This is a genomic window from Nonomuraea deserti (genome assembly GCF_004348685.1).
GTDB classification, from domain to species: domain Bacteria; phylum Actinomycetota; class Actinomycetes; order Streptosporangiales; family Streptosporangiaceae; genus Nonomuraea; species Nonomuraea deserti.
In genome coordinates, this window is the sequence record NZ_SMKO01000006.1 from 39,788 (window position 1) to 66,478 (window position 26,691).

23 protein-coding genes are annotated in these 26,691 nt (G+C 69.9%); 5 read left to right on the forward strand and 18 right to left on the reverse strand.

Annotated features, from left to right (window positions below; translation table 11 throughout):
• Positions 1-154: 154 nt before the first annotated feature.
• Together E1292_RS04080 and E1292_RS04085 are read right to left on the reverse strand one after the other, a co-directional pair.
• Positions 155-1,330 carry an ABC transporter substrate-binding protein gene (locus E1292_RS04080; protein ID WP_132592119.1) on the reverse strand — a complete coding sequence of 392 codons (1,176 nt, stop codon included), beginning with the start codon at positions 1,328-1,330 and terminating at the stop codon, positions 155-157.
• A 270-nt stretch (positions 1,331-1,600) separates the two neighbouring features.
• Positions 1,601-2,464, reverse strand: coding sequence for an AraC family transcriptional regulator (locus E1292_RS04085; RefSeq protein ID WP_132592121.1), 864 nt, complete (start codon positions 2,462-2,464; stop codon positions 1,601-1,603).
• Between the two features lie 92 nt (positions 2,465-2,556).
• Between E1292_RS04085 and E1292_RS04090 the strand changes: the two genes are divergently transcribed.
• Complete coding sequence (locus E1292_RS04090; RefSeq protein WP_165974370.1) at positions 2,557-3,540, forward strand: LacI family DNA-binding transcriptional regulator; 984 nt, start codon at positions 2,557-2,559, stop codon at positions 3,538-3,540.
• 17 nt (positions 3,541-3,557) lie between these two features.
• Here the strand turns inward: E1292_RS04090 and E1292_RS04095 are convergent, their stop codons facing one another.
• The 12 genes from E1292_RS04095 to E1292_RS04155 form a co-directional block, all read right to left on the reverse strand.
• On the reverse strand, positions 3,558-4,511 hold the full coding sequence (locus E1292_RS04095; RefSeq protein WP_165974371.1) for a zinc-binding dehydrogenase: 954 nt from the start codon (positions 4,509-4,511) through the stop codon (positions 3,558-3,560).
• Entirely contained in the window at positions 4,508-6,583 is a 2,076-nt protein-coding gene (locus E1292_RS04100) for a type 1 glutamine amidotransferase family protein (RefSeq protein WP_132592127.1), read from the reverse strand. Before E1292_RS04100 ends, E1292_RS04095 begins: the two co-directional genes overlap by 4 nt.
• A 23-nt stretch (positions 6,584-6,606) precedes the next feature.
• The gene (locus E1292_RS04105; RefSeq protein WP_132592129.1) at positions 6,607-7,524 is read right to left on the reverse strand and encodes a sugar phosphate isomerase/epimerase family protein; all 918 of its coding nucleotides are present in this window, start codon (positions 7,522-7,524) and stop codon (positions 6,607-6,609) included.
• On the reverse strand, positions 7,521-8,279 hold the full coding sequence (locus tag E1292_RS04110; protein WP_132592131.1) for a phytanoyl-CoA dioxygenase family protein: 759 nt from the start codon (positions 8,277-8,279) through the stop codon (positions 7,521-7,523). Before E1292_RS04110 ends, E1292_RS04105 begins: the two co-directional genes overlap by 4 nt.
• Before the next feature lie 146 nt (positions 8,280-8,425).
• Positions 8,426-9,499, reverse strand: a complete 1,074-nt coding sequence (locus E1292_RS04115) for a Gfo/Idh/MocA family protein (RefSeq protein WP_220446660.1) — start codon at positions 9,497-9,499, stop codon at positions 8,426-8,428.
• 243 nt (positions 9,500-9,742) lie between these two features.
• Positions 9,743-10,645, reverse strand: a complete 903-nt coding sequence (locus tag E1292_RS04120; RefSeq protein WP_132592133.1) for a nucleoside hydrolase — start codon at positions 10,643-10,645, stop codon at positions 9,743-9,745.
• Entirely contained in the window at positions 10,630-11,289 is a 660-nt protein-coding gene (locus E1292_RS04125) for a ThuA domain-containing protein (RefSeq protein ID WP_132592135.1), read from the reverse strand. Before E1292_RS04125 ends, E1292_RS04120 begins: the two co-directional genes overlap by 16 nt.
• Positions 11,290-11,634: 345 nt before the next feature.
• Complete coding sequence (locus E1292_RS04135) at positions 11,635-12,954, reverse strand: ADP-ribosylglycohydrolase family protein (RefSeq protein WP_132592137.1); 1,320 nt, start codon at positions 12,952-12,954, stop codon at positions 11,635-11,637.
• Positions 12,955-12,992: 38 nt separating this feature from the next.
• Entirely contained in the window at positions 12,993-13,844 is an 852-nt protein-coding gene (locus tag E1292_RS04140) for a carbohydrate ABC transporter permease (protein ID WP_132592139.1), read from the reverse strand.
• Positions 13,841-14,830 carry a carbohydrate ABC transporter permease gene (locus E1292_RS04145; protein ID WP_132592141.1) on the reverse strand — a complete coding sequence of 330 codons (990 nt, stop codon included), beginning with the start codon at positions 14,828-14,830 and terminating at the stop codon, positions 13,841-13,843. The genes E1292_RS04140 and E1292_RS04145 overlap by 4 nt, the downstream gene beginning before the upstream one ends.
• Positions 14,827-16,089, reverse strand: coding sequence for an ABC transporter substrate-binding protein (locus tag E1292_RS04150; RefSeq protein ID WP_165974372.1), 1,263 nt, complete (start codon positions 16,087-16,089; stop codon positions 14,827-14,829). The genes E1292_RS04145 and E1292_RS04150 overlap by 4 nt, the downstream gene beginning before the upstream one ends.
• Before the next feature lie 105 nt (positions 16,090-16,194).
• Positions 16,195-17,307: an ROK family transcriptional regulator gene (locus E1292_RS04155; RefSeq protein WP_165974373.1), complete on the reverse strand. Its 1,113-nt coding sequence runs from the start codon at positions 17,305-17,307 to the stop codon at positions 16,195-16,197.
• Positions 17,308-17,427: 120 nt separating this feature from the next.
• Between E1292_RS04155 and E1292_RS04160 the strand changes: the two genes are divergently transcribed.
• From E1292_RS04160 to E1292_RS04170, 3 genes are read left to right on the forward strand one after another with little or no spacing between them, the layout of a single operon-like run.
• Complete coding sequence (locus E1292_RS04160; protein WP_132592147.1) at positions 17,428-19,614, forward strand: alpha-galactosidase; 2,187 nt, start codon at positions 17,428-17,430, stop codon at positions 19,612-19,614.
• A gap of 6 nt (positions 19,615-19,620) precedes the next feature.
• Positions 19,621-20,664: a zinc-dependent alcohol dehydrogenase gene (locus E1292_RS04165; protein WP_132592149.1), complete on the forward strand. Its 1,044-nt coding sequence runs from the start codon at positions 19,621-19,623 to the stop codon at positions 20,662-20,664.
• The gene (locus E1292_RS04170; protein WP_132592151.1) at positions 20,661-21,671 is read left to right on the forward strand and encodes a Gfo/Idh/MocA family protein; all 1,011 of its coding nucleotides are present in this window, start codon (positions 20,661-20,663) and stop codon (positions 21,669-21,671) included. Before E1292_RS04165 ends, E1292_RS04170 begins: the two co-directional genes overlap by 4 nt.
• Positions 21,672-21,830: 159 nt before the next feature.
• Here the strand turns inward: E1292_RS04170 and E1292_RS04175 are convergent, their stop codons facing one another.
• Positions 21,831-22,970, reverse strand: a complete 1,140-nt coding sequence (locus tag E1292_RS04175) for a serine hydrolase domain-containing protein (protein ID WP_165974374.1) — start codon at positions 22,968-22,970, stop codon at positions 21,831-21,833.
• 341 nt (positions 22,971-23,311) lie between these two features.
• A complete protein-coding gene (locus E1292_RS04180; RefSeq protein WP_132592155.1) occupies positions 23,312-24,505 on the reverse strand; it encodes a cytochrome P450 in 1,194 nt (397 codons plus the stop codon).
• Between the two features lie 74 nt (positions 24,506-24,579).
• Between E1292_RS04180 and E1292_RS04185 the strand changes: the two genes are divergently transcribed.
• Positions 24,580-25,188, forward strand: a complete 609-nt coding sequence (locus E1292_RS04185) for a TetR/AcrR family transcriptional regulator (RefSeq protein WP_132592157.1) — start codon at positions 24,580-24,582, stop codon at positions 25,186-25,188.
• Positions 25,189-25,273: 85 nt separating this feature from the next.
• Here E1292_RS04185 and E1292_RS04190 read toward each other — a convergent pair whose 3' ends face one another.
• Both E1292_RS04190 and E1292_RS04195 read right to left on the reverse strand, forming a co-directional pair.
• Positions 25,274-25,771 carry a nucleoside deaminase gene (locus E1292_RS04190; RefSeq protein WP_132592159.1) on the reverse strand — a complete coding sequence of 166 codons (498 nt, stop codon included), beginning with the start codon at positions 25,769-25,771 and terminating at the stop codon, positions 25,274-25,276.
• Between the two features lie 14 nt (positions 25,772-25,785).
• A complete protein-coding gene (locus tag E1292_RS04195; RefSeq protein ID WP_132592161.1) occupies positions 25,786-26,676 on the reverse strand; it encodes a PhzF family phenazine biosynthesis protein in 891 nt (296 codons plus the stop codon).
• Positions 26,677-26,691: the final 15 nt, after the last annotated feature.

Sequence of the window (26,691 nt, forward strand, 5' to 3'; positions counted from 1 at the left end):
GGGGCGTGGCCGGGACCACCGCCCTCCGTTCTTCACAGGCGCTGCGTCCGTCTCGGTCCGCACCACCGGCTGCGCCATCACTTTCTCCCTCTCCTCCGTACGCCGCAGGGACGGGCCGACCCGTGGCGCGTCGTCCCGTGCCGTGGACGCTCGGTCAGCCGCGGCCGAGGATCGCCCTGCCCTGCTGGGCGGCGTTGTCCAGCGCCTCCGCGGCGGTCTGGTCGCCGTAGATGGCCTTGCTGAGTTCCTCGTTGAGGATGGTCTCGATCCGCGGGTACTTGGGGTTGGCGACCGTGCTCGCGACGCCGCACGACATCAGGTCGGCGAAGGGCTTCAGGATCGGCTTCTCCTTGGCCAGGTCGTCGCCGTCGAGCAGCGACTTCGTCGGGGGCAGCAGCGTACCCTCGGTCTTGTACGTCCAATCGGCCAGGTTGTCGGGCTGCGAGAGGAACTCCATCCACAACCACGCGGCGTCGGAGACCTTCGTCTGGCTGAACATGACCAGCGAGTCTCCGGCGAGGGTGGTCTTGCACCCGGCGGCCCCTTCGGGGAGCGGCGCCGCGGCCCACTTGCCGGTGATCTTGGGGTACTCATCCGCGAGTGTGCCGGCGAACCAGGCGCCCGCCACGTACATCGCCACGTCCCCCTTCGCGAACGCCACCCGGCCGTCGTAGGAGTTGGAGTTGAGGTAGTCCCGCGGGGAGTACTTGGCGAGGTCCACGTAGAAGGCGGCCGCGGTTTTGCCCGCCGCGCTGTCGAAGGCGATGTCCTTGCCGTCCTTGGTCAGCGCGTCGCCACCGGCCTGGTAGAGCCAGGGGTAGAAGTAGTAGGCCGCCTCCGAGGCGAACATCTCGAAGCCGTACCTGCCGTTCGCCGTGTCGGTGAGCTTCTCGGCGTCGGACCTGAACTCGTCCCAGGTCTTCGGCGGGCCGTCGATCCCGGCCTCTTGGAAGCGGTCGGTCCGGTAGAACAGACCGGTGGTCTCGCCGTCGAACGGCAGTCCCCACATCTTGTCGTTCCAGGTGACGAACGTCCTGAAGCCGTCGACGTAGTCGTCCGGCTTCACGACCTCGCTGCGGCCCATGTAGTTGCCGAGGTCGACGAGCGCTCCTCTGGCGGCGTAGTCGCTGGTGTCGCTGGCGTTGATGTAGGCGACGTCGGGGGCCGTGTTGCCGGCGATGCGGGTGCTGAGCACCTGCTGCGCCTGTTCCGCGGGGGCGTTCTCGAATTTGATCGTGATGTTCGGGTGCTGCTTGTGGAACGCGGCGGCCATCTTCTTCATCTGCGGTTCGTTGCCGACCCAGGAGAAGAACGTCACAGTCTGCGGCAAGGTCGGGTCCTTCACCGGACCTGCGCCCTTGCCGACCTCGGTGTTCGGGTTGTTGCCGTCGCTTCCGCACGACGAGAGGGTCAGAGACGTCGCGAGCGCCAACGCAATGATCGCCGGAGCCGTCCAGGATCCATGGAACCTCACCACACCGCTCCCTACTACTCGCTCAGCCGAAGATACGGAGCTCCGACTGATGCAAATCGATTGGCGCCCTGGCGGGAGTCTCGCCAAGAGCTGGGCGTTTTGTCAATGGATTCGGGCGGCGTCCGTTCACATTGTGACGGCCCCGAGACCCCCGGAAGCGCGGCTGTCCGTGCGCCTCGATCGGTCTGACGGAGCGGTGCCGTACCGGCGCCGGTAGGCACGGCCGAAGTGCGAGAGGGTGTTGAAGCCGGCGGCGTGACACACCTCGGTCACGGACAACGCGGTCGACGCGAGCAGGGAACGGGCGAACCGCAGACGGCGCTCCTGCAGATAGCTCTGGAAGGACGAGCCGGTGTGCTCCCGGAACCGCTCGCTGAAGTAGTTCGGCGACAGGTGCGCCCGCCGGGCGGCGTCGGCGAGCGAGATCGGCTCGCGGAAGTTCCGGTCGACGTAGCGGACCGCGGCCCGCAACTCGTCGGCCGCGCCCGGACGGTGGTCGGCGACCGGCGTCTCGACCCGTTGGTGCCGCGCCAGCTCGACCACAAGGCACCCCACGAGCGCCTCGATCAGCCGCGCGCTGCCCAGCCGTGGCTCCTCGAACTCGGCCTGGAGCCGGCACAGGTCCGCTTCCGCGGCGAGGAAGTCGTCGGCGAGCCACGGGAAGTCACCGACCGAAGGCGGCCCCAGGCCGGCGAGCTGCCGCTCCATGAGCCCCGGGTCGATGACCGTGTTGTAGCAGCCGAGCGGCTCGTGGCCGATCGACCGGATGGCGTGGAAGTCCGCGGGCGACAGCAGGAAGGCGCTCCCGCGGCCGATCGATCGCGCGACACCGTTCACCACGTGCTCGGCCTCCCCCGAGACCACCAGGCACAGCTCGTAGTAGTCGTGCCAGTGCACGTCGACGGCGTGCAGCCGTGGGCGCATCACCCGCGCGCCGCTGTCGGGAAGGAGCAGCGACTCGGTGCTGAACCGCTCGACCAGGTCGGTCATGGACGACCCGTCCCATCAAATCGTTTTGCCGCAAGATCCCGTAGAATACCGCCATGTCGAGGAGCGACGTTGCGTCCAGCCCACACTCTCGCGTGACCATCGCGCAGGTCGCCCGCCGCGCCGGGGTGAGCCCCACGACCGTCTCCCACGTGTTGTCCGGCAAGCGCGCGGTCGGAGCCGCCACCCGGGGCACCGTGATGGAGGCCATCCGCGAGCTCGGCTACCGGCCGAACATCGTGGCCCGCAACCTGCGCACCCGGCGGTCGCACATGATCGCGGTCGTCGTCCCCGACATCACCAACCCGTTCTACGCCGTGCTCACCCGGGGCCTCGCGGACGCCGTCGACGCCGCCGGGCACGGGACGTACGTCTGCAACACCGACGGCCAGCACGACCGGGAGCGCAAGTTCTTCCAGGACGCCATGGACCGCGGAGTGGACGGCATCGTCTTCGCGTCCGGCGAGACCGCGTCGCAGGTCAACTTCGGGGAGGTCGACCAGCAGACTCCCATCATCTGCATCGGCGACCAACTCGACCACCCCCTCTGCGACGCGGTCATCCCCGACGACGAGACCGGTTCCCGCGCTGCCGGTTCCTTCCTGGCCTCGCGCGGCTACGAGCGGATCGCGATGATCCAGGGCCCGTCCCACTACGGCGTGGCGCGCACGGCGGGCTTCCGTTCGGCCATGCAGGCCGCGAAGCGGAAGGTCCCCGCCGAACGGATGGTGCGCGGCGACTGGACCCGCAAGGGAGGCTACGAAGCCATGAAGACCCTCATGGCGCTCGACGCCCGGCCCGACGCCGTCTTCTGCGCGAACGACCTGATGGCGATCGGAGCGCTCGACGTGGCCCACGAGCTGGGACTCTCCGTCCCGCAGGACGTGGCCATCGTCGGCTTCGACGACGTCGACGCCGCCACGATCGTGACACCGCATCTGACCACGGTCCGCAACCCGGCGTACGAGGCCGGCGGCACGGCAGGCGACCTGCTGATGAGCCGGATGTCGGGCCGCTACACCGGTGCCGGACGGACCGTCGTGCTGCCCTGCCCGCTGATCGAGCGCGGCACCGCCTGAGCGGCGGCCGGCCACGGTCACACGTCCGGAAACGTCACCACCGCCTTCACGAACCCCTCGGGCTTCCCGCGCAGCGTGGCGAAGGCGGCGTCGATCTCGTCGAGCGGGAAGCGGTGGCTGACGAGGCCGTCCATCGACAACACGCCGCCGGCGAGGAGGCGCATGCCGACCGACATGCCGCGCATGATCACCGCGAGGTCGCGGAAATGGGCGTTGACGACCGTGAAGGCCATCCAGTTCCAGTACGCCAGCGGGATGGTGCGGTCGGCGCCCTGGTGGAAGCCGACGATCGCGATCTTCCCGCTCATCCGGGTGGTGTCACCGCACACCGTGAGCGCGCGCTGGGTGCCGGTGCACTCGAACGTGATGTCGGCGCCGCGCCCGCCGGTGAGTGACCGTACGACGTCGGGCAGCGACTCCTTCGTCACGTCGACGGTCCGCGTCGCGCCGAGCCGCGCGGCGCGCTCCAGGGCGTCGGCGCGCGCGTCCGCCACGATCAGGTGCCGCGGGCCGCGCAGAGCGGCGAGCTTGTGCACCAGGTTGCCCATGAATCCGGCCCCGACGATGACCACGTCGTCGCCCAGGCGCACGTCGGCGGCCTCGACGGCGTTGACGGAGCAGGCGATCGGCTCCGCGAGCGCCTCGTCCAGCGGACCGTCGCCCGCCGGGAAGCAGTAGGCCGCGCGCACCGCGACGTACTCCGCGAAGCCTCGTTCGGTGACCCAGACGCCGACCCGGTCCCCGACCGCCGGCGCCGTCACGTCGGCGCCGATTTCGGCGACCACGCCACTGACCTCGTGGCCCAGGTACCGGGCCTCCCCCGCCGGCGGACCGGTCAGCCACGGCTCGAGCTCCGACGCGCACACGCCCGAGGCCACGACGCGGACCAGCACCTCGTCCGGCCCGATCGACGGGACCGGGGCCTCCTCGACCTGCCAGGTCTCGCGCCCGCGCAGCGCCGCGATCCTCACGGCAGCTCCCCGTCGTGGAAGACCACGATCGCGTAGACGCCCAGCGAGCCGAGGCGTACGACGTGCGCACCGTCCTCGCGGGCCACCTCCAGCGGTGTTCGTGTCCCGTCGCACGTCACCGCGGTCGCGTGCTTCCTGACTTCGGGCAGCCGCACGCGGAGCGGGACATCGGTGAGCTCGCGCACCGCGTCGGCATCGCGGTCGTAGTCGTAGTTGACCAGGTGCAGCGCGTAGGAGCCGTCGGCCAGGTGCTGGACGTTCGCGGCGGCCGACACCGCGGTCTCGACCTGCCGCCCGTGCGGGAGCAGTTCGTCGAGCACGCCACGGCGCGCGGTGCGGACGTTGGCGTGCCGCGGGAGGGAGCGCGCCACCCGGTCGGTGACGACGACCGTCCCGCCGGCCGCGAGGTACCCCTCGACGGCGGCCACCTGGCCCTCGGTCAGGGCGAAGACGTCCGGCAGGATCACGGTCGAGTACCGCAGCAACGCCTCCGCGCTCGAGCGGTCCGGTGCGGTGACGCCGTCCGGCCAGATCACCACGTCGTACGGCACCGCCGCGTCCGACAGCGTCTTCGTCACGACGCGGTACGGCACCACCACCGACTCGTCGCGCGCGTTGGTGGTGTTGTCGCTGACGTCCGCCTTGCCGATCAGCTCGCGCGTGCTCTCGACGCCGAAGACGACCGCGACCTCGTTGACGGTCCGGCGCGCGAACAGCCGCTCATGGTCGGCCAGGAACGCCTGGACCCCGCTCGCCAGCTCGTGGGGCGCGTAGAAGGAGTCCTCGATGACGCTGCCCATCCACGAGCCGTAGGGCACCGACATGTTCGAGCCCATCGCCGCCGCCTCGAACAACGAGAGCCGGAACAGGTCGTACCCCCTGCCCTTCCCGAGCAGGTCGATCAGCTCAGGGACGACGCCGCCGTACGGGTTCTCGACCACCACCACGTCCTTGTCACCGGCGAACGCCGCGACGTACCGGTACCACTCCGGCTGGCGGTACGTCGTGTTCCGCATCTCCGTGATGACCAGGTCGACGTCGTCGGCGAGGGCGAGGTACATCGGCTCGACGTTGAAGAAGTTGCCGGAGACGATGATCTCGCGGCCGCGCGACCGGGCGTACGCGCGGGCGTAGCCGGCGAGCTCGGCGAAGTACTTCTTGATCGACAGGCACTGGAAGGCGTAGTAGTCGCCGAACAGCGGCGTCGACTCGCGGTTCGACCGGAAGTCGTAGCCCTGCGCGAGCAACCACTCGCCGTAGTGGAAGGTCTCCAGGTCGACCCCGTCGAGCACGCTGTCCGCCTTCGCGGGCTCCAGCCCTCGGAGGTAGGCGCGGAAACCCTTCACGCAGTCCTTGCAGAAGCAGGCGCCGTACTGGAACGCGCCCATCGGCAGCTCGGCCTCGTCCAGCTGGATCCCGTCGACACCGGCATCGATCTGGATCCTGATCACCGCCTTGAGGTACTCGCGCCAGACCGGGTTGTTGCGGTCCATGTAGAAGCACTGGTGCTCGCGATCCGGGCACTCCACCCAGTGGGCGTGGCAGGGCCGGCCGTGGATGTCGCGGGCCACGCACTCCTCGATCAGGTCGGTGACCGGCTCGCCCTCGGAGTTCACCAGCCCGCCGGGGAAGTAGTGTTCGACCGGTTTCCACAACTTCGGGTAGCGGTTGGAGGAGAACTCGCGCAGCCCCATCCAGTCGCGCTTGCCCACGCCGCGCAGCTCGTTGAGGGCGAGGACGGCGTCCTCCTCGTCGGTCAGCTCGACCGGGAACTCCCAGCCCTGGGCCTCGAAGACGATGCCCAGCACCTTGATGCCCCTCTCGTGGCAGGCGGCGATGAACTCGCTGTCGTTGACGAAGCCGTAGAAGCGCGAGCGGGCGTCGACCGGGCCGAACGCCTCCTGCTCGAGGTACGGCAGGGCCAGCGAGCCACCGCCCATGGACGCCCACACCAGCACGGTGGCGCGGTAGTCGACGAGGTCGTCGACCATGCGCAGCCGGCGTGGCGGGAGGCTCGGGTGGTAGCAGTGCTGGCGGGGAAACCAGGCATCGAAGTAGACGCCGCGGTGCATGGACGGGTCCTCCTGGCGGTCGATCAGATGTGGACGTGCGGGGCGAGGGTGCGGTGTGCGATGGTCAAGCCCTGGCGGACGCGACCGGGGTCACCGCTCCAGACCGGGTCCTCGTGCTCGACGGAGACGGCGCCTTCGTACCCGTGCCGGTGGAGCGCGTCGATCAGGCGCCGCCAGTCGACCTCGCCGAGGCCGGGGATGCGGTAGCGCCACCACCCGCTCACCCAGGGCTGCCTGCCGAGCACCTGCCCGAACACCCCGTACCGGTCGCGGGCGGCGGCGTGCACCTCGACGTCCTTGGCCTGCACGTGCAGGATCCGGCCGGCGTGCGCCTCGAGCGCCGCCAAGGGGTCGATGCCGAGCCAGACCAGGTGCGAGGGGTCGTAGTTGAGCCACAGTCCGAGGTCGGCCATCCAGCCCCAGAGCTCGGGCGAGTACGCGAGGTTGGCCGGGTAGCCGTCGGGATGCCAGCCCTCCATCGGGCAGTTCTCGATCACGAGGCGAACGTCGCGGGCCGCGGCGTACTCGACCAGCGGCGGCAGCACCCGCTCGGCCAGCCGGAGGTTCTCGGCCATCGTCAGCGTCACGTCGCGGCCGACGAAGGTGCCGACCAGGCGCACGCCGAGCAGCTGGGCGGCGTCGACGCACCGGCGCAGGTGCGCGTGCGTCGCCTCACGGACCTGCCGGTCCTGGTGCAGGTTGTTCTCGTAGTACGCGACCGCCGACAGGGTCAGGCCGTGCCGGTCGAGGATCGCCTTGACCCTGTCGGCGTCGGCCTGCCCGAATGCCTCGACGTTCAGGTGGCTGGCCTCCCAGTCGCGGCCGGGCCGGTCGGGCCAGGCCGCGACCTCGAGGGTGGCGTATCCGTGGTTGCCGGCCCACCGGGCGATGTCCTCGAGCGGCTCGCCGGGCAGGCAGGCGGTCAGAAGGCCCAGTCTCATGAGCCGGCGGGTGCGTTGGCGTAGTCGTTGCCGGCGAGGTCGACCCCTCGGGCCAGCCAGATCTTCCAGCCCTCGTTCTGTGGGACGTCCCGCATCTTCACCGAGCTCGGGAAGTACCGCATGGTGTAGCCGGTGCGACGTCTGGCGCTGGTGTTGGCTCGGGCGCCGTGGACGATCCGGCCGTCATGCATCGAGAACTCGCCGCGCTCCAGCTCGAAGTAGACGGCCTTCGTCTCGTCCACACCGGCGAGCTCGGCGTGGAACGTCTGCCGGGTCATGTCGGTCGGCTGGTAGTCGTCCGAGAAGCCGCCGTTCAGGTGGGAGCCGGGAATGACCCTCATGCAGCCGTTCTCCTTGAACGAGCCGTCCTCGAGAGCGAGCCAGATCGTGACGATGTTGTCGTAGTTGTCGAAGCGCCCCTCCCAGAACGCGCTGTCCTCGTGCCACGGGGTGGCCCGGCCGGTGAAGGGGTCCTTCGAGATGAAGTGGCTCGACCAGAGGGCGATGTCGGGGCCGACCAGCGGCTCGATCCAGTCGAGAACCTCGTCGGAGAGCAGGTGCTCCAGCAGCCGCTCGTCGCGGTAGTGCGGCGTGTCGAGCTCGTCGGAGAGCTTGTCGCCCTTGTCTCTGAGGTGCTCGTTGAAGATCAGTTCGAGCCGCGAGAGGCGATCCTCCGGGAGCAGCTGGCGGCCGGGCAGCAGGTAGCCGTTCTCGCGGAAGAACGCCACATCGGCGTCGGTCAGGGTCTCGGTCATCGCGGTGGCACCTTTCCACAGGTACGAGTGATCCGGGGAGGGGCGAGGACGACGCTACGGCGCCGCGAGCGGGGTCACGACGCCTATCTTCGGCTGGGCTCGACTTATCTTCCGGAGCCGCGCCGCGCGACGTCGTCGCGGCGCGATCAGCCCTTGTCCAGGGCTCGGATGATGTCGACGAAGAGCTCCATGTCATGCAGGTAGTCCTCGGGCGTCGTTTTGGGCGTGGCGCCCGTGGTGACCGCCTCGTGGAAGTGCTCGAGCTCGTAGGTGTAGGGGTCCTTGAGGTGCGGTCGCCGCACGGAACGCTCGTAGGAGTCGCCGTCGGTCAGCTCCAGGTGCAGCGTCGTCGGGAAGTGCCGGACGTAAGGCGTGTCGTACTGAACCTTCATCGTGCCGCTCGCGCCGTACACCTCGATGTAGGTGTCGTAACGCAGCTGATCGTCCACCCCCGTCTCGTAGGTGACGACGAAGTCGCCGTAGTCGAGGAGGGCGACGACGTAGCCGCCGCTGCGCCACATCTTCGCCGCCGATACCTCCTTCGGGCGGCCGAGCAGCTCCCGCATGGCGGACAGGTCGTGGCTGCCGAGACCGCAGAGCAACCCATAGGTCCACTCCAGTTCCTGGGGAACGTCGCCCAGCGCCTCCTTCACCAGCGCCGACCGGCGCGCCCACTTCTCGTCGATCGCCTTCTGGGGGACGTCGTCAGGCCGGTCGACGTACGACGTCTGGTCGACGATCAGCCGGTTCTCGCCGATCACGTCGTGGACGCGCGCGTAGCGGATCGGGCCGAGCTGGGGCAACCTCTCGACCGCCTCGGTGAACGCCGGTGCGAAACGCCGCATGTAGGCGACCATCACCGTCTTGCCCGACCGGTCGCGCGCCCCGATGATCTCCTGTGCCTCGCGGGGGCTGAGGCACATCGGCTTCTCGACGAGCACGTCGAGACCCGCGTCGAGCGCCGCGACCGTACAGTCCGCGTGGTATTCGTCGCTGTTGAGCACGACCACACAGTCCAGGCCGCCGGCGGCGAGCATCTCGCGGAAGTCGGAGTAGCGGTGCTGGACCCGGTAGCGATCGCCCAGGCGGTTCAGCAGGCCCGGCGAGATGTCGCAGATCGCCGCGAGCTCGTAGCGGTCGGGCAACGACCCGATGATGGGCAGGTGGATGACCTGGGCTACCTCGCCCAGTCCGATGACGCCGACGCGCAGCTTGCTCAACTCTGTACCTTTCGGTGGTGGGTGGGGCGTGCAACTCATCGCCGGACGGATGGGCGGGTCGAAGAACCGGTGCATGCAAATCGGTTTGCTAGTGCAACGGTAAGGTGCTGCGCACCCTCCGGTCAACGCCGGTCAGGCGCGTCGGTGCAGCGGGTCAACGCTCCCGATCCCGTGGCGACGTGCCGGCCCGGCGGACGCGGTCGCGGTCGACCTGTCCCGCGACCACGACGCCGGCCGGCCGGCTCACGGCAGAGCCCTCATCCGCTCGAGGAACAACTCCCTGAAGGCCGGCGCGTCCACCGCTGTCGCGATCCGGCAGTTGGGCGCGGGCGGGTCCGCCCACATCAGGAGGTCGGCCACCGCGACCCCGCGGGTGACCCGGCCGGCCGTTTCGACGGCGACGTGCGCCTCGGCCCAGGTCACCAGATCCGGACGGGTGACCACCGCGACGGCGAGTGGGTCGTGCAGCGCGCAGCTGCCCTGCTCGATCGCCTCTCGCGGCTTGACCCGCTCCTGGAAGTCGATCCAGGCCTCGGTGTGGCGGGCGGCGATCCGGCCGAATTCCCCGCCGGACGCCAGTGCCCGGGCGTCCTCGCGGCTCAGCCGCACCCGGCGGGTCACGTCGAGCCCGACGAACCTCAGGCGCGCGCCGCTCTCGCAGACCGCCTGGGCCGCTTCCGGGTCGCACCAGAAGTTGTACTCGCCCGGCATCGCCGCGACGTTCGTCTGCTCGAGAAACACGCCGCCCATGACGACGATCTCGCGGACCGCGCCGGCGACCCCCGGCGCGATCGCGAGCGCGCACGCGACATTGGTCAGCGGCCCGATCGCGACGACGGTCAACCGCCCCGGCTCGGCCAGCACCCGGCGCGCGATCTCCTCGGCCGCGCCGACATCGACCGGGGCGCCCTGCACCACGGGCACGTCACCGCGGTCGAGCACCCCGAGCAGTTCACGAGTCAACCGGGTCGAGCTCACGACGTCGCTGTTGCCGCCGACCGTTGTGACCAGCTCGACACGGAGGCCGGGGTCGGCCAGAGCCAGCGCGAGCGCGAAGCCGTCGTCGACATCCGACCCCGGTGCCCCCATGGCCAGGTCCGTGTCGAGGATGATCCGGATCGGCTCCCTGGTCAGCGGCTCGCCCACAGCAGACCTCGCTCGGTCAGCGTCCGCACATCGGGGTGGTCGAGGTCCTCCAGCTTGTGGCCGATCGTCGAGACGAAGACCCTGCCCCTGCCCCACTGGCGGGTCCAGACCGCAGGGCAGGTCAGCTCCTCGCGCCACGGCGTCTCGTCACGCACGCCGAACGTGGTCGTGGCCAGCACGTCGTTCAGCTCGTCGGTCAGCACCCAGTACTGCTCGGTGTTCAGCTCCCAGCGGTCCAGGCCCTCGACGATCCGATGGCCGCGCCTCTCCGGCACGACGGCCACCTCGTGCTCGACGAAGCCGCCGGGGTGCGCGGCCCACTGCCCGCCCGTGAGATGGAGATAGTCGGGCGAGCCGCGGAAGGAGTCGCAGATTCCACCGTGCCAGCCGGCGAGACCGGTGCCCTCGGCGACCGCGGCGGACAGCCCGCGTACCTGCTCATCGGTGGCGAGGCCCTGGGTGTAGCACTGCACGACGAGGTCGGTCGCGGCGAGTTTCCCGGCGTCGGCGTACACCTCGGGGCTTTCGTGCACCTCGACGGCGTAGCCGTGCTCCTCGAGGAACGGGATGAACCGCTCGGTCGCCTCGACCGGGCTGTGCCCCTCCCAGCCACCCCGGACGATCAGGGCCTTACGGGTGTCCATGCTCCTCCTTGGTGCGAGGCTCCGGATCGGAACTCTAGCCAATCGATTTGCAAACCGCCAGAACCGCACCTGGCGTTCGACATCCCCTGTCCGGCCCAGGGTGCGACGGAGGCAGCCGGTGGCGCACGACTACCCGGAGTTCGGCGCCGCCGATCCGGCGGGCGCCCGTCCGGGAGCGTGCCTCAAGCGGGCCGGTGAGCAGCGCCGGGAAGTGGTCGGGGTCGGCGGCGTGCCCGGCGACGTTGCCGAGGAAGTGCCGGCGCTCGCGCGACCACCGGCCGGCCCGCCCCTGGCGAGCAGGCCGGACTCACCGGCCCGCGGGCTCCACCTGGGAGCCCCGCCAGGTCATGCGTCGGCGCTCCCGCCGGACTTGAGTGCGCCCGCCAGCCGGGTGGTCCGGGCGGCCAGCTCGGCGATGGTGATGCGGTCGAAGTCGCGTACGGCGCTCCGGACATGCACGTGCGTGGTCCCGACCAGCTCCGGCGGGACGCCCTCCGGCCCGTGCAGGGCGCCGTGGACGCTGCCGACCGTCGCGGCGTTGGAGTCGGTGTCACGGCCCCCCGAGATGGTGATGCCGACCGCGTCCATGAAGTGCCCACCCCACAGCAGGCCGATCGAGATGAGCGCCGCGTTGTTGACCGTGTGCACCCAGGGGTAGTCGCCGAGTGCCTCGTCCACCCAGTCGAGCGCCTCGACCCGCCCGGCACCCCGCTCGTGCAGCGAGAGCACGTGAGCGAGGGCGGAACGGAGCCTGGACCTGGGCGGCACCACGGACAACGCGTGGCGGAGGGCCTGCTCGACGCTGTCGGCGGCGAGCGCCGCGGCGACGAGCGCGGCCGCCCACATCTCGCCGTACTTGCCGTTGGCCGTGTGGCTCAGTCGGGCGTCCACGAGGGCCAGGCGAGCCGCGCCCGCGGGATCGCCTGGCGACACGTAGCCGAAGGCGTCGCCCCGGATGAGCGCCCCGATCCACTCCCGGTACGGGTTGCCGGTGGTCGCGGTGGCGGGCGGGCGCAGACCGCCGACCAGGTTGCGGTACGCCGCCCGCTCGGCGGTGTAGGTCTGGGTGAACGGCACCCGGTCCAGCCACGTGGCCGCCACCTGTTCCGTCGTGAAGCCGGCTCCGTGGGTCTCCAGGACGTGCAGGGCCAGGATCGTCCAGTCGATGTCGTCGTCGCGGGGCACGTCGACGAAGTGACCGGCCGTCGCGACCGGTGCGGACGGGTGCAGCGCGCCGACTCCTTCGGGCAACGGATCCAGCAGGGGCAGGTAGCCGGTCTGCGGCCACTGCCCCGCGGCGCGGAGGTAGGTCGCGATCTCCACGCGGGTCAGGCCTTCCACCGGCTTGCCGAGCGTGTTGCCCACCGCGCGGCCCAGCCAGGCGCCTCGGATCCGGTCCGGCAGGAGCCCCCGGTCGGCCTCGACCGGCGGGACGGTGGCGGCGTGCTCCAGCAGCACGCGGTCGTCCTCCGGCTCCTCGAAGTCCCAGCCGGGATCCCGCTCCAGCCCTGCCAGTCGCGTGCGCACCTCGGCCAGCCTGGTGAGGTCGCCCTCGGTCGCCGCTTCACGGGCGGCGGCCAGCAGCCCGCCGACCGGGTAGCCGCTCAGGGCAAGCTGCTCGGCCTCGTCAGGCACGAGATCGCGCAGGTCAAGTACGTCGTGCACGTTGCGTCCTCGCTCGAAGAATTAGAGGTGGGTTCGGGTCAACCCTTGACGGCCCCGGAGAGGAAGCCCTGGGTGACCTGCTTCTGCATCGCGACGAAGAGCACCACGACGGGCAGGATGGTGATCAGCGTGCCCGCCGCCAGCGGCCCGATGTCGATGGAGCGCCCTCCGAGGAAGAGGTACAGGCCCGTCGTCAGCGGCCGGTACTCACCGCTGGGGATGTACAGCAGCGGCACCAGGAAATTGTTCCAGTTCTGCAGGAAGGTGAACACGGCGAGCGCGCCGATTCCCGAGCTGACCAGGGGAAGCATCACCTTCAGGAAGATCTGCCACTCGGAGGCGCCGTCGAGGCGCGCGGCCTGGTCCAGTTCGACGGGGAGGTCCGAGAAGAACGCGCGCATGAAGAACGTGCCGAACGACAGGCCCGTGCTGGCCAGCACCAGATTGACCCCGAGCAGGCTGTCCAGCAGTCCCATGCTGCGGAGCTGGAAGTACAGCGGGATCATGTAGGTGAAGAACGGCACGAGCAGGCCCAGGACCACCAGGTAGAACAGGAGGCTGCGCCCCGCGAACGGCAGTCGCGCGAACGCGTATCCGGCCATCGTGGAGAGCACCACGACGAGGAGCGTGCTCGGCACCGACAGCAGGAAGCTGTTGACCACGTAGCTGCCGAAGTCCCCGACCGTCCAGGCCCGCACGATGTTCTCGGTGGAGAACGACGAGAACAGGCCGAAAGGGTTCACCTTCACGTCGTGGCCGCTCTTCAGCGCCGTGGAGACCGTCAGCACCAGAGGGAAGATCATCAGTGCCGACAGGCCGAGCAGGAGAAGGTGCTTGCCGGTCAGCAACAGGCGACCACGCGTGTTGGATCCAGCGGTTCGGTGCCTCATGCGCCCATTCCCTGGAGTGAGAGCTTGCGTTGCAGCCGGTTCATCCACACGGCGAACGGGATGGAGATCACGGTGATCACCAACGCGAGCGTGGTGCCGTAGGAGATCCGGTTGAGCTGGAATGCGCTGCTGTAGGCGTAGGTCCCGAGCACCTCCGTGGCACCGGCCGGGCCACCGCCGGTCATGACGAAGACGATGTCGAAGACGCTGAAGCCGCCCAGCAGCGTGATGGTGGTGACCATGAGGAACACCGGCATGATCTGCGGAAGGATGATGTGGCGCAGCCGCTGGAAGGCGTTCGCCCCGTCCAGACGGGCGGCGTCGACGAGGTCCACGTCGACGTTCCGCAACGCTGACAGGAAGATGACGAAGACGAAGCCGACGGTGGCCCAGATCGCGGTGCCGAGCACGGCGTACAGCGCGGTGTCCGGGTCACCCAGCCACCCCTTGGCGAGGGAACCCAGCCCCACCGTCTCGAGGACACGGTTGAGCCAGCCTCGCGAGGGTTCGTAGATCCAGCCCCAGACGACACCGACGGCCACCTGCGGCAGCATGAACGGCAGGAAGAACGCGATCCGGTAGAGCACGCTCCCTCGCCGGACGTTCCAGACCAGCACGGCGAGGCCCAGCCCGAAGACGATGGGAGCGGACGTGCCGATGACGATCCAGATGACGTTGTTCTTGAACGCGGCCCATACGTCCGGGTCCTGCGCCAGTTCGGTGAAGTTGGAGAACCCGATCCACGGCGGGTCGGGGTCGAAGCCGTTGAAGTCGACGAAGACGTAGTAGATCGCGTTGACCATGGGCAGCAGCAGGAAGACCGCCACCATGGCGACCAGCGGGGCCACCATGAACACACCGAGCCGCGCCTGCGCCTTGCGCGTGACGCGCGGTGTTCCCGCCTTGATGGTTCGCCAGGGCCGGCGGCGACGGGGCGTCTCCTCCTGCTCCGGAGCCGCCGCCTCGGCTGTGGCGCCGGTGGTCACTGTTTCGCCGCTGTCTTGATGCTCGCGGCGGCTTCCTCAGCGGTCTGCTGACCGGTGAGGACGGCCTGCACGCCGTCGTACATGGCCTCGTTGACGGCGTCGGAGGCCATCACGTCGATGTTGTGGCCGAAGTCGCCGCCCGCGCCGACCTTGGCGGTGTCTTCCAGCACCTGGGACAGCAGCGGCGAGACGTCGAGGCCGGCGGTGTCCATGGGTCTCGGGGGGATGGTGTGCAGGTTTTCGACCGTCCAGCGGCTGTGCTCCTCGGACTGGAGGAAGTCGAGGAACTTCTCCGCGGCCTGCTTGTTCGACGCGGTCGCGGAGATCCAGGGCCCCGAGCCCAGGCCGCCGGTGAAGATCCCGGGGCCGTCGGGCGCCGGGAAGGGGATGTACCCGACCTCGAAGTCCGCGTTGTCGTCGATCTCGCCGACCAGCCAGCTGCCGGTCGGGATCATGGCGGCTTCACCGGAGAAGAACATCGCGGTCGAGGTGTCGTAGTCCACCGAGGTGGGCGACTTGGGGAGATATCCCGCCTTGTTGAAGTCGGCCCACAGTCGCAGCGCCGCGACGACCTCCGGGGAGTCCCAGGCCTTCTCGCCGCTGAACAGGGCTTCCATTCCGTCCCCGCCGACCGCGCTCGAGAGGGCCATGCTGAGGAGGTGCCCGCCCTCCCAGGCCTCCTTGTCGCCGACGGCGAGCGGCACCTTGCCGGCCGCGCGGATCGCCTTCGCGGCCCCCTTGAGGTCGTCCAGGTTCCGCGGCTGGTCGAGCCCGAGATCGGCGAAGATCTTCTTGTTGTAGAAGAGGCCGATGCTCTCGAGCTCGCCCGGGATCCCGTACACCTTCCCGTCGTAGGTGACTCGCTCCTTGGCGAAGTCGAAGACCTTCCAGCCGTACTTCTTGTAGGCGCCGGTCAGGTCCTGCACCAGGCCTGCCTTGACGAGCGCCCCGCCGAAGCTCGGGCCCGAGCCCCAGCTGAACACGTCGGGGCCTTCTCCGGAGCGGAGCTGCGTCTGCAGGACCGTCCGCATGTTGTCGAAGGGCAGCGTGCTGACCTTCACGTCGATGCCCGACTTCTTCTCGAAGCCGGCGATGTGCTCCTCGAGCGCCTTCAGGGCTTCCGCGTCCTCCGGCTCCTCGATGAGGTACTTGAGCGACTTGGAGTCGCTGTCGGAGGAGGGGGAAACCCCTCCGGTGCACGCGGCCGCCAGAAGGCACGCCGCGGCGGCGGCCAGAATTTTCAGGGGTGGGATGTGCATGCGTCGGCCTCTCGGTGAACGTGCCCTGTTATGCCATATGGGGCGCAATCCGGCCGACATAATTTCATCGCGAAATTATGGAGTCAAGAGGAGCCTGACCCAACCTCACGGGAAGCTGGCCTGGATCGCGACCACAGCCGCCCCTCGAGCCCACTCCAGGAAGTTCATCGGCCGGATCACGGGATCTAAGGCGCTCGCCTGCCCGTCGGCGTACTCGACCCGGCCGTCGTGCAGGCTGTCGGGCGCGATCTCGACGAGCCGCACGCCCTCTCCGGACAGGATGATGCGCTCGACTCCGGTCAGCGAGGTGATCGCCGCCATCGCGCGGCCGACGGCGTGTGCCGCCTCGGCGACGACGCGCGCGGCCGCCGGGTCGCCGGACTCGGCGAGTTTTAGCACCTCATCGTAGGTGGTGGACCGCCCGCGCGCGAGTGAGACGGTGTTGGCCATCGCCCTGGAGGTGACGAAGGCCGTCATGCAGCCGCGGTGGCCGGCGGGGCACAGCGGCCCATGCGGGTCGACGGGCAGGTGGCCGATCGGGCTGACCAAGGTCGGGACGACCTCGTGGTTGATCACGAGCCCGTACCCCACACCGGCGCCGACCGTCAGCAGGGCGAAGTCCCGGTAGGTGCGCCCGTAGCCGAACCACTGCTGCGCCAGCGTGAGGCCCACCACGTCGTTGGCCAGGAACAACGGGACGTCGACCCGCTCGGCGAGCAGCGTGCGGAAGGGCACCTCGTGCCAGTCGAGGAACGGCGAGTCGGCCACGGTCTCGCCCTTGTCCACCCGGCCGCCCACGGTCACGCCGACGCCCCGCACGGGCCGGCCGGCTTTCGCCGCCATCCGGGAGACGACGCCGGCGACGGAGGACACGACCTCCGGCACGTTGAGCGACGGCTCGGGCAGCGTCTCGCTGGCCAGCACCTCGGCCCGGAGGTTCGTGAGCACGGCGTAGATCGACTCGGTGGTGAGCTTCACACCGATGTACCGGTAGTCGTCGGCGACGACGTCGAGGAGGACCGACGACCGGCCGCGGCCGGGGGTGCGCACCGAGTCGCGCTCCACCAGGACACCCGCGTCCAGCAGCGGCCGCACGAGGCGGGTGAGCGTCGGCGCCGACAGACCCGTCTTCTTCGCGAGCTGGACGCGGGACTGGGCGCCGTGCACGAGAACGTCCACCGCCACCGCCTTTGACGCGTCGGGCAGATCCGGGCGCATCGATCCTCCTGATCCCAGGGACCGGTCCGACCACCCCTTGAACAGGGGGTCGTCCACCGACGATCCGTGTGGCATGCTGTCCACTTATAGTTTCGCGGAGAAATTATAACTGGAGCACACATGAGTTTGTCGACAGCCGGATCCGTCCGGTGTGTTCACACGCTGACCGCCGCGACCACGTCGCTCGTGGTCGACGTCAGCTCGGGCGTGCCGCGGGTTCTGCACTGGGGGGCGCGGCTGGACGACGACCCCGCTCACGAGGGGTTCCTCGCCTCCTTGAGCGACACGCAGTTCGGAGCGGACGGACTGCCCGGACAACACCGGTACCCCGCCGTGCTGCCCGAGCAGTCGGCCGGCTGGATGGGCACCCCTGGCCTGGAGGGGCATCGCGACGGAACCGCCTTCAGCACGCGGTTCGTCGCCACCGGGCACGAGGTGTCCGGCCGGCCGGACGAGGGTCAGGTGCTCGTGAGCCGGGCGGTCGACGAGGCCGTACAGCTCGCCCTGACGACGACCGTCGAGCTTTCGGCCGAAGGAGTCGCGCGCCTGCGAGCCACCTTGACCAACACCGCGGAGAGCGGGACCTTCACGGTCAACGCCATGCGGCTGGCGCTCCCGGTCCCTGACGAGGCGCAGGAGATCCTCGACTTCACCGGGCGCCACCTGCGGGAGCGCACCCCGCAGCGGCATCCCTTCCGCGCCGGCACGCACGTACGCGAGGGCCGCCGCGGCCGCACGGGTTCCGACGCCGGCTTCCTGCTCGCGGCGGGGACGACCGACTTCGGCTTCCGGCGCGGCGAGGTGTGGGCCGTTCACACCGCCTGGAGCGGCAACCACGTCACGTTCGCGGAGCTCGGCCTCAACGGGCTGCGCCTCGTCGGCGGCGGCGAGGTCCTCCTTCCCGGTGAGGTGACTCTCGAGCCTGGGGACACCTACACGACACCCTGGCTGTACGCCGTCCACGGCAACGGGCTCGACGCGGTCGCGGCCGCCTTCCACCGGCATCTCCGGGCGCGGGCCACCCATCCGACGTCGCCGCGGCCCGTGGTCCTGAACACCTGGGAAGCGGTCTACTTCGACCACGATCTCGACACGTTGATCGAGCTGGCCACGCTCGGCGCCAAGGTAGGGGCCGAACGCTTCGTCCTCGACGACGGCTGGTTCCTGGGCCGCCGTGACGACCGGAAGGGCCTCGGAGACTGGCAGGTCGACCCCGGCGTCTGGCCGCAGGGCCTGCACCCCCTGGTCGATGCCGTCCGTAGCGTGGGCATGCAGTTCGGGCTCTGGTTCGAGCCGGAGATGGTCAACGACGACTCGGAGCTCGCCCGCGCGCATCCCGAGTGGATCCTGGGACCGGGCGACGGGCGCCTGCCCCTCGCGGGCCGCCACCAGCACGTGCTCAACCTCGCCGTTCCGGAGGCCTTCGAGCACGTCCTCGAGTCGATCAGCGCGCTCATCGCGGAGTACCGGATCGACTACATCAAGTGGGACCACAACCGCGACCTGGTCGAGGCCGGCGACCGCCGTACCGGCGAGGCGAAGGTGCACGCGCAGACCCTGGCGGCGTACGCGCTGATGGACGAGCTGCGGCGCCGCCACCCCCGGCTCGAGATCGAATCCTGCTCCTCCGGCGGAGGCCGGGTCGACCTCGAGGTGCTGCAGCGCACCGACCGGGTGTGGGCCAGCGACTGCATCGACCCGCTGGAACGGCAGAGGATCCAGCGATGGACCGGCCTCCTCCTGCCGGCCGAGATGATCGGCAGCCACGTCGGCGCCCCGACCGCCCACACGACCGACCGCACCCACTCCCTGGCCTTCCGCGCGGCCACCGCGCTGTTCGGCCACTTCGGCATCGAGTGGGACCTGCGCGGCGCGTCTCCCGAGGAGCTGGAGGAGCTCGGCGAGTGGGTTGCGCTGTACAAGCAGGAACGCGAGCTGCTGCACAGCGGCACCGCGGTGCACTGCGACTACCCCGACGACGCCTACTGGGCCCATGGCGTCGTGAGCCAGGACCGCAGGCGGGCGCTCTTCACCTTCGTGACGCTCGACACGTCAGCGGCCGCGCAGCAGGGCCGGATCAGGCTGCCGGCCCTGGATCCGGACCTGGCCTACCGCGTCGAGCCCGTGCCGCTCTCGGCCGGCGCCCTCGTGCGCACCCGCAGCGGGAAGCCCTCCTGGTGGCTCGACCGTCCCGTCATCTCCGGCAGGGCGCTGGAGGCCGTCGGGCTGCAGGGACCCATGCTGTACCCCGAACAGGCGCTCGTCTTCCGCCTGGTCGCCGATCGACCCACACGACAGAGGAGCTGAAAGCCCGTGGGACACCTTGTACGTTTCTCCTCACCAGGCACGGTCGACGTGGTCGAGGTCGAGGACCCCTCACCGGGTCCCGGGGAAATCCTGCTGGAGACGGCGTACTCCGGGATCTCCGCCGGCACCGAGCTGACGGCCTACCGGGGCACGAACCCCTACCTGGCGAGTGAGTGGGACCCGGCACGCAAGCTGTTCGTCCCGGGCGGCGCGACCAAGACCTACCCGATCGACGCCTGGGGTTACGAAGAGGTCGGCCGGGTGGCGGCAGTCGGGTCCGCGGGCGACGAGGACCTGGTCGGCAAGCTGGTCTGGGGATCGTGGGGTCACCAGTCGAAGGCCGTGCGCCCGGTCGGGTACGCCAGGGAGCGGCTCCTGCCCGGCGTCGAGCCGATGCTGGGCGTCTTCGGGCGGATCGGCGCGATCGCCTTCAACGCCATCCTCGACGCCGACATCCACCTCGGCGAGTCGGTGGTCGTCTTCGGAGCCGGCGTGCCCGGCCAGATCGTCGCCCAGCTGGCCCGCCTCAACGGCGCTCGGGTCACGGTCGTCGACCCGGTCGCGGCGCGGCGCGCCCTCGCCGAACGGCTCGGCGCCGACGAGACACTGGACCCGACCAGTGACGACGTCGCCGCCGCGGTTCGTGCCGCCACCGACAACCGGGGAGCGGACGTCGTGATCGAGATGAGCGGCGCGTACCAGGCGCTGCAGGAAGCCGTCCGCACCGTCGGCTACAACTCCCGCGTGGTCGCCAGCGGGTTCTTCCAGGGACCGGCGACTCCCCTGAAACTGGGCGAGGAGTTCCACCACAACCGGGTCGCCATCATCTGCTCGCAGATCTCGGGCGTGGCGGCGCACCTCCAGCACCGCTGGAACGACCTGCGCATGTCACGTACGGTCCTGTCCCTGGCGCACGACGGCAAGCTCGCCCTGGACGACCTCGTCACCCACGTCTTCCCCGCCAAGAGGGCATCGGACGCCTTCGACATGCTGGACAAGAACCCTCAGGACGCCCTTCAGGTCGTCCTCGACTACAGAGAGACCGCATGACTGACGTACAACCTTCGCCCATGTCCAAGGGCGAGGTGGGCTGGGGCATCCTCGCGACCGGGGGCATCGCCAACGCCTTCACCCGCGACCTCGTCGCGCACGGCCACCGCGTCGCCGCGGTCGGGTCGCGGTCGGCGGACAACGCTCGCGCCTTCGCCGAGAAGTGGGGCGTCGAGCGCGCCCACGGTTCGTACGACGAGCTCGTGGCCGACCCCGACGTCGACATCGTCTACGTGGCGACCCCGCACAACTTCCACGCCGCCAACGCCACGGCCGCCCTCGAGAACGGCAAGCACGTGCTGGTCGAGAAGGCGTTCACCGTCAACGCCGCCGAGGCTCGCGCCGTGTTCGAGCTCGGTCGCGGCAAGGGGCTCCTCGTCATGGAGGCCATGTGGACGCGCTTCCTCCCCCACATGGCGTACGTGAGGTCGGTCATCGAACGCGGCCTGCTGGGCGACGTCCGTTCGCTGCACGCGGACCACACGCAGCGGCTCCCGTCAGACCCCGCGCACCGGCTCAACAACCCCGGCCTCGCCGGCGGCTGCCTGCTGGACGTCGGCGTCTACCCGGTGTCCTTCGCCCACGACATCCTCGGGGATCCCGTGGAGGTCACCGGGCGCGGCACCCTGAGCGACACCGGCGTCGACGTGTGCGTGGCGACGGCCCTGCGTCACCGGAACGATGCCCTCTCGACGTCGTACTCCTCCATGGAGACCAGAGGCCCCAACACCGCCGTGGTGCTCGGGACCGAGGGCCGGATCGAGATCGACTCGGTCTGGTACTTCCCCGCTGTGGTGACCGTCAAAGACGTGACGGGGCAGGAGCTGGAACGGTTCGACCAGCCGGTGAGCGGCAGGGGCATGCAGTACCAGGCCGCGGAAGCGGAGCGGCTGATCGCTGAGGGCGAGGTCGAGAGTCCGCTGATGACCCACGAGCAGTCGGTCGCGGTGATGGCCACGATGGACGCCGTCCGCGAGGAGATCGGGGTGCGCTATCCCGGCGAATAGCGCCGGCAGAGGTCAGCCAGGTGGCCGGGACGGCGCGAACGCCGCCCCGGCCGCTGCGTGGCCCGGGTGAGCGACGTGGCGGCGACCAGGGTGGGACGAAGCCCGGGCGCGAGGTGAACCCGCCGGTCTCAGCGATCAAGATGCGGCGAACCCGGGGTGCTAGTTCGAGGGGCAGAGGATCGCTTCGGCGGCCTTCTCCATGAGGGGATCCAGGTCGGGATCGAGGTTGGAGGCGGCCAGGGTGGCCGACAGGGCGAACTGCACGCGGCCGTCGGGGGTGTTGTAGGTGGTGGACTTGTTTCCGGGGCCGCCGCCCGTGACGCCGAAGTAGCCGCCCTTGCCGTCGCAGATCCGGCCGTTGGCGGCCGGCTTCGACGCGGTCTTGGCCGGTTGCTCCTTGGGCAGCAGGCGGCCCAGCAGCACCTGGGTGAGTTCCTCGGGCAGCAGCTGGTTCTTGACCAGGGCGCGGTGGAAGGCGCTGACGTCGTCGGAGGTGGAGATGACCCCGGCGGCGGCGTAGCCGTGGCTCATGTTCTGGCGGTCGACGTCGCGCAGCTTGCCGTCCTTGTCGGGGTAGTAGCCGTGGCCGTGCGGGCCCTTGATGCCGCCGGGCGGTTTGACAGGCAGGTAGGTCTTGTCCATGTCGAGCTTGTCGAACAGGCGTCGTTCGAACTCCGCCGCCACGGTGTGCTTGGTGTACCTCTCGATGATCAGGCCGAGCAGGAAGTAGTTGGTGTTGGAGTAGCTGAACTGGGCGCCCGGCTCTCCTGTCCGTTCCAGGTCGCTGGTCTGTTTCACCATCTCCAGCGGTGTGCGGTAGGTGGTGTCGCCGAAGATGTCCGCGGCCGGCAGGTTGGGGATGCCGGAGGTGTGCTGGAGCATCTGCTGCAGGGTGATCTGGTCGGCCAGCTTGACCAGGTCCTGTTCGACGACCACGGGCAGCAGCTCGCTCAGCTTGGTGTCCAGGGCGAACTTCTTCTCCTTGACCAGCTGGAGGATCACGGTGCCGGTCATCAGCTTGGTCTGGGAGCCGATCCGGTAGCGGGCGGTGGGAGGGATCTTGCCGCCCTTGTCGTCCAGCAGGCGGGTGCCGCCGGTGCCCTGGTCGACCCGCTTGCCGTCGACGTAGACTGCGCCGATCGCACCAACGACCTTGGAGCTGGCGGCCAGTTCGGTGAGCGCCTCCTGCACGTCACCGAACCGGGGGCGATCCGAGCCGGCGGCGGCGGGTGCGGTGACGCCGAGCGTCAGCATCGCGCATGCCAGACCGGCCAGGCCGACTGCTTTCGTACGATTCACGATGGAAATGTCCTCCTGTCCAGACGCGCAAGCATGGATGGCTTGATCGCCTTCAGCGCGTGGTCCATGTGTAGTCCTGACAGGGTTTCCTCCGCGTTTCCGACCGGAGCGGTCAGCGATCCGGCGGCTTCGACGTCCGGGATCATGGCTGGGCGGGCGAAGGCGGGCGCGACCTCGCGGAGGAGCGGCGCGCCGGCTCCGTACGAGGGAATCGTGAAGACGTTGGTACATCGGCAGGTCGCCCGTCGGGGACTCCGCGTCCAGCGGCGCCAGGAGGGACGGCCCGGGTGCGGGCGCTGTGTGGACCGCCGAACGGCAGGCCGCAGCGCCCGGCGGCGCCACTACCAGGTGACCGGGAGGGCGGCCACGCCGTAGATGGTGGCCCGCGGCCGCAGCGTGACCTCCCCGGCGGGTACGGCCAGCCGCAGTCCGGGGAAGCGGCGGAGCAGCGCCGGATAGGCCAGCCGCATCTCCAGCCGGGCCAGCTGCTGGCCCAGGCACTGGTGGATGCCGTGGCTGAAGCCCAGCTGCGCTCCTGCCTGGCGGGTGACGTCGAAGCGGTCGGGGTCGGGGAATCGGGTCTCGTCCCGGTTGACGGCCGGGATGGAGATCGTCACGGTCTCCCCTGCCTTGATCGTCCGCCCGGCGAGCGGCACGTCGGCCCTGGCGACCCGGATCGGGCCGATGTGGGTGATGCTGAGGTACCGCATCAGCTCCTCGACCGCGGTCTGCGCGACGCCGGGATCGGTGCGTACCAGCTCCGCCTGTTCCGGGCGGCACAGCAGCAGGAACGCGCCCAGGCTCAGCATGTTCGCGGTCGTCTCATGCCCGGCGGTCAGCAGTAGCGCGGCCACGCCGGTGAGCTCGTCGTGGGCGAGTTCGCCCCCGGCGGCCAGCTCGCTGATCAGGTCTTCGCCGGGTTCCGCCCGCTTGCGCGCGACCAGCTCGGACAGGTAGGCCATCAACTCGGCGTGCGCGACGCCCCGCTGCTCGGCGGAGTTGTCGAGGTTCACCGCCCGCGCGGTGGTGTCCTGGAAATGCGCGCGATCGCCGTACGGCACGCCGAGCAGCTCGCAGATCACCAGCGACGGGACCGGCAGCGCGAACGCCTGGACCAGGTCGGCGGGAGCTCCCCCGCGGGCCATCTCCTCGAGCTGACCGTCGATGATCTCCTGGATCCTGGGCTCCAACCGCCGCATCTTGCGCATGCTGAAGTGCCCGGTCAGCAGCCTGCGGAAGCGGGAGTGATCGGGATCGTCCATCGCGATGAAGAAGCCCGGCGGGATCACCCAGTCCGTCAGCCCTTCGGGCGGCATCAGCTCCTTGATCGGCGGCGCGCCGCCCCCGCCCTGCGTGCTGTTGCTGAAGCGCGGGTCGTCGAGCACCGCGCGTGCCTCGGTGTAGCCGGTGACCAGCCAGCCGGGCCGTCCGTCGGCGTAGGTCATCGGGTGCAGCGCTCCTTGGAGCTCTTTCAGTACGGCGGGCGGCTCGAATGGGTCCGTCCGATCGAGCGGCAGCGTGTCGAGGATTTCCATAATCCACAGGAAAGCGCACAGACTGCGAATTTGCAACATGTGCATAAAAGCAGAGACTGCGATAGGGTGGCGCCGTGGAAGGTCATCGCGAACGCAAGAAGATCCGCACCCGCCGTGCGCTCCTGGAGGCCGCGGTGCGGCTGTTCAGCGAGCGGGGCTACGAACAGACGACCGTCGCCGAGATCGCCGCGGCGGCCGACGTGGCCCCCCGCACCTTCTTCGCGTACTTCGCGAGCAAGGAGGATGTGCTCTTCCTGCACGTCGAGGATCGCGAAAAGGACATGCTCGCCGTGATCGCGGGGCGGCAACCGGGCGAGCCCTTGGGAGCTCTGCTGGGCCGGATGTTCGACGCGCTGGTGCGCAGTATGGCCGAGGACGATGAGCTGGACTTCGCGCTGTCACCGCTGCGGGCGCAGCTGATGTTCACCGAGCCCGCGCTGCGCGCACGCGGGCTGACGATCATGATGGAGGTGCAGCCCCGGGTGGCCAGGGCTCTGTGCGAGGTCTATCCCGGGCTGGATCCCGTGTCGGCCGGGGCGGCGGTCGGGAGCTTCATGGGAGCGCTGGCCACCGCCGGCCTGGTCGCCCAGCAACAAGGCGCCTCCAATCAGGACGTCCTGACCGCCGGACGACGCGGCATCCAGATCGCCGTCAACGGGCTGTCCAGCCTCGACGAGTCGTGACACACGCCCCCGGCCACGCTCTCGCCCCGGACGACGTGGTGACCGGCCGGAGGGCAGCCGATCGATGCCGGCGGGCGCCGTCGGCTCAGCCGGGGCGCCCGGCTGCGCGGGTGTGCAGGGCCCGCATCTCCTCGTCGAGAGGGGGCACCGGTCCTATGACCGGGATGCCGGGTGCGATCTCAGCGATCGGCAGGCTCCGCACGGGTGAGGCGGGGCGCCCGAGCGCCGCGCGCCACTCGGCGAGTTGTGCGGCGGAGTGGACGTAGACGATCCGGCCCAGCCCGACCCAGGCGTGCGCCGCCGAGCACATCGGGCAGTGTTCGCCCGACGTGTACACCGTGGCAGTCGATCGTTGCCGTGGCGTGAGGTTCGCCGCCGCCCACCGGGACAGGGCGAGCTCCGGGTGGGCGGTCGGGTCATCGGTGGTGGCCTCGCGGTTGCGTTGCTCGGCCAGGACGGCTCCGTCGGCGCCGGCGAGAACCGATCCGAACGGGTCGTCGCCCGACTCGAGGGCCTCGGTGGCGAGCTCGACGCAGCGGCGCAGATGCGTCAGGTCTGTGGGTGTGAGGTCATCGACGGACATGGTGGTCCTCCCGTTCACGCGAGCCTGAGTTCTCCGCGACCGGTGACGATCCCGGACCCGGAGATCCGCACCCGGTCGCCGTCGACCTCGAGCTGGATGCGGCTGGGCCGCCCGAGCTCGTGGCCCTGCTCGATGACGACCTGACCTCCGTCGACCTGTCGCGTACGAGTGAGCAGGGCGGCGAGCGGGCCCGCGGCCGTGCCGGTGGCCGGATCCTCGACGATGCCCACGGTGGGATTGAAGAACCGGCTGTAGGCGTCCGCCTTGGGCTCCCCGGGTGCGGTGGTGTAGACGTAGCAGCCTTCGGCGCCCGCCTCGGCCAGGATCGCGGCCAAGGCCCTGCTCTCGACGACGGTGCGGTCGACAGCCGCGCGGTCGACCAGCGGGACGAGCAAGTGGGCGACTCCCGTGGAGACGACCTGCGCCTGCCGATCGGGGGAAAGGTCCTCGGGCCTGAGTCCGAGCGTGGCAACGAGGCGACGTGCGTCCTCGATCACGGGTCCGAACACGGGCGCGGACTGCTCCATCACAATGCGGACGCCTTGCCCGGGCCGGCGGACCACCTCCACCGGCAGCACGTCCCCGCCGATTTCCTGCGTCAGCGTCCGTGACGGTTCGTCTCCGGTCAGCCCCTGATCGGCGAGCCACAGCCAGGCGCCGAGCGCGTTGTGGCCGGCGCCGTCGACCTCGGCGCCGATCGGGGTGAACGACCGCAGCCGCCACGCGGCACCCGGCCGGGTGGGCCGGAGCAGGAAGGTGGTCTCGGACTGGTTGAACTCGCGGGCGATGTCGCGCATCTGGTTCACGGTCAGGTCGTCCGCGTCGGGCACCAGCGCCAGCGGGTTGCCGGTCAGCGGACGCTCAGCGAAGACGTCGATGAAGAAGAAAGGTGTCGAAGTCGTCATAGGGTCAACGCTAGG

Coding starts and splice junctions, on each gene's coding strand:
- E1292_RS04085 (WP_132592121.1), bottom strand. CDS start 2,464: ATGACCGACCTGGTCGAGCGGTTCAGCACCGAGTCGCTGCTCCTTCCC.
- E1292_RS04100 (WP_132592127.1), bottom strand. CDS start 6,583: ATGCACCGCGGCGTCTACTTCGATGCCTGGTTTCCCCGCCAGCACTGC.
- E1292_RS04105 (WP_132592129.1), bottom strand. CDS start 7,524: ATGAGACTGGGCCTTCTGACCGCCTGCCTGCCCGGCGAGCCGCTCGAG.
- E1292_RS04110 (WP_132592131.1), bottom strand. CDS start 8,279: ATGACCGAGACCCTGACCGACGCCGATGTGGCGTTCTTCCGCGAGAAC.
- E1292_RS04125 (WP_132592135.1), bottom strand. CDS start 11,289: ATGGACACCCGTAAGGCCCTGATCGTCCGGGGTGGCTGGGAGGGGCAC.
- E1292_RS04140 (WP_132592139.1), bottom strand. CDS start 13,844: ATGAGGCACCGAACCGCTGGATCCAACACGCGTGGTCGCCTGTTGCTG.
- E1292_RS04150 (WP_165974372.1), bottom strand. CDS start 16,089: ATGCACATCCCACCCCTGAAAATTCTGGCCGCCGCCGCGGCGTGCCTT.
- E1292_RS04155 (WP_165974373.1), bottom strand. CDS start 17,307: ATGCGCCCGGATCTGCCCGACGCGTCAAAGGCGGTGGCGGTGGACGTT.
- E1292_RS04160 (WP_132592147.1), top strand. CDS start 17,428: ATGAGTTTGTCGACAGCCGGATCCGTCCGGTGTGTTCACACGCTGACC.
- E1292_RS04170 (WP_132592151.1), top strand. CDS start 20,661: ATGACTGACGTACAACCTTCGCCCATGTCCAAGGGCGAGGTGGGCTGG.
- E1292_RS04180 (WP_132592155.1), bottom strand. CDS start 24,505: ATGGAAATCCTCGACACGCTGCCGCTCGATCGGACGGACCCATTCGAG.
- E1292_RS04190 (WP_132592159.1), bottom strand. CDS start 25,771: ATGTCCGTCGATGACCTCACACCCACAGACCTGACGCATCTGCGCCGC.
- E1292_RS04195 (WP_132592161.1), bottom strand. CDS start 26,676: ATGACGACTTCGACACCTTTCTTCTTCATCGACGTCTTCGCTGAGCGT.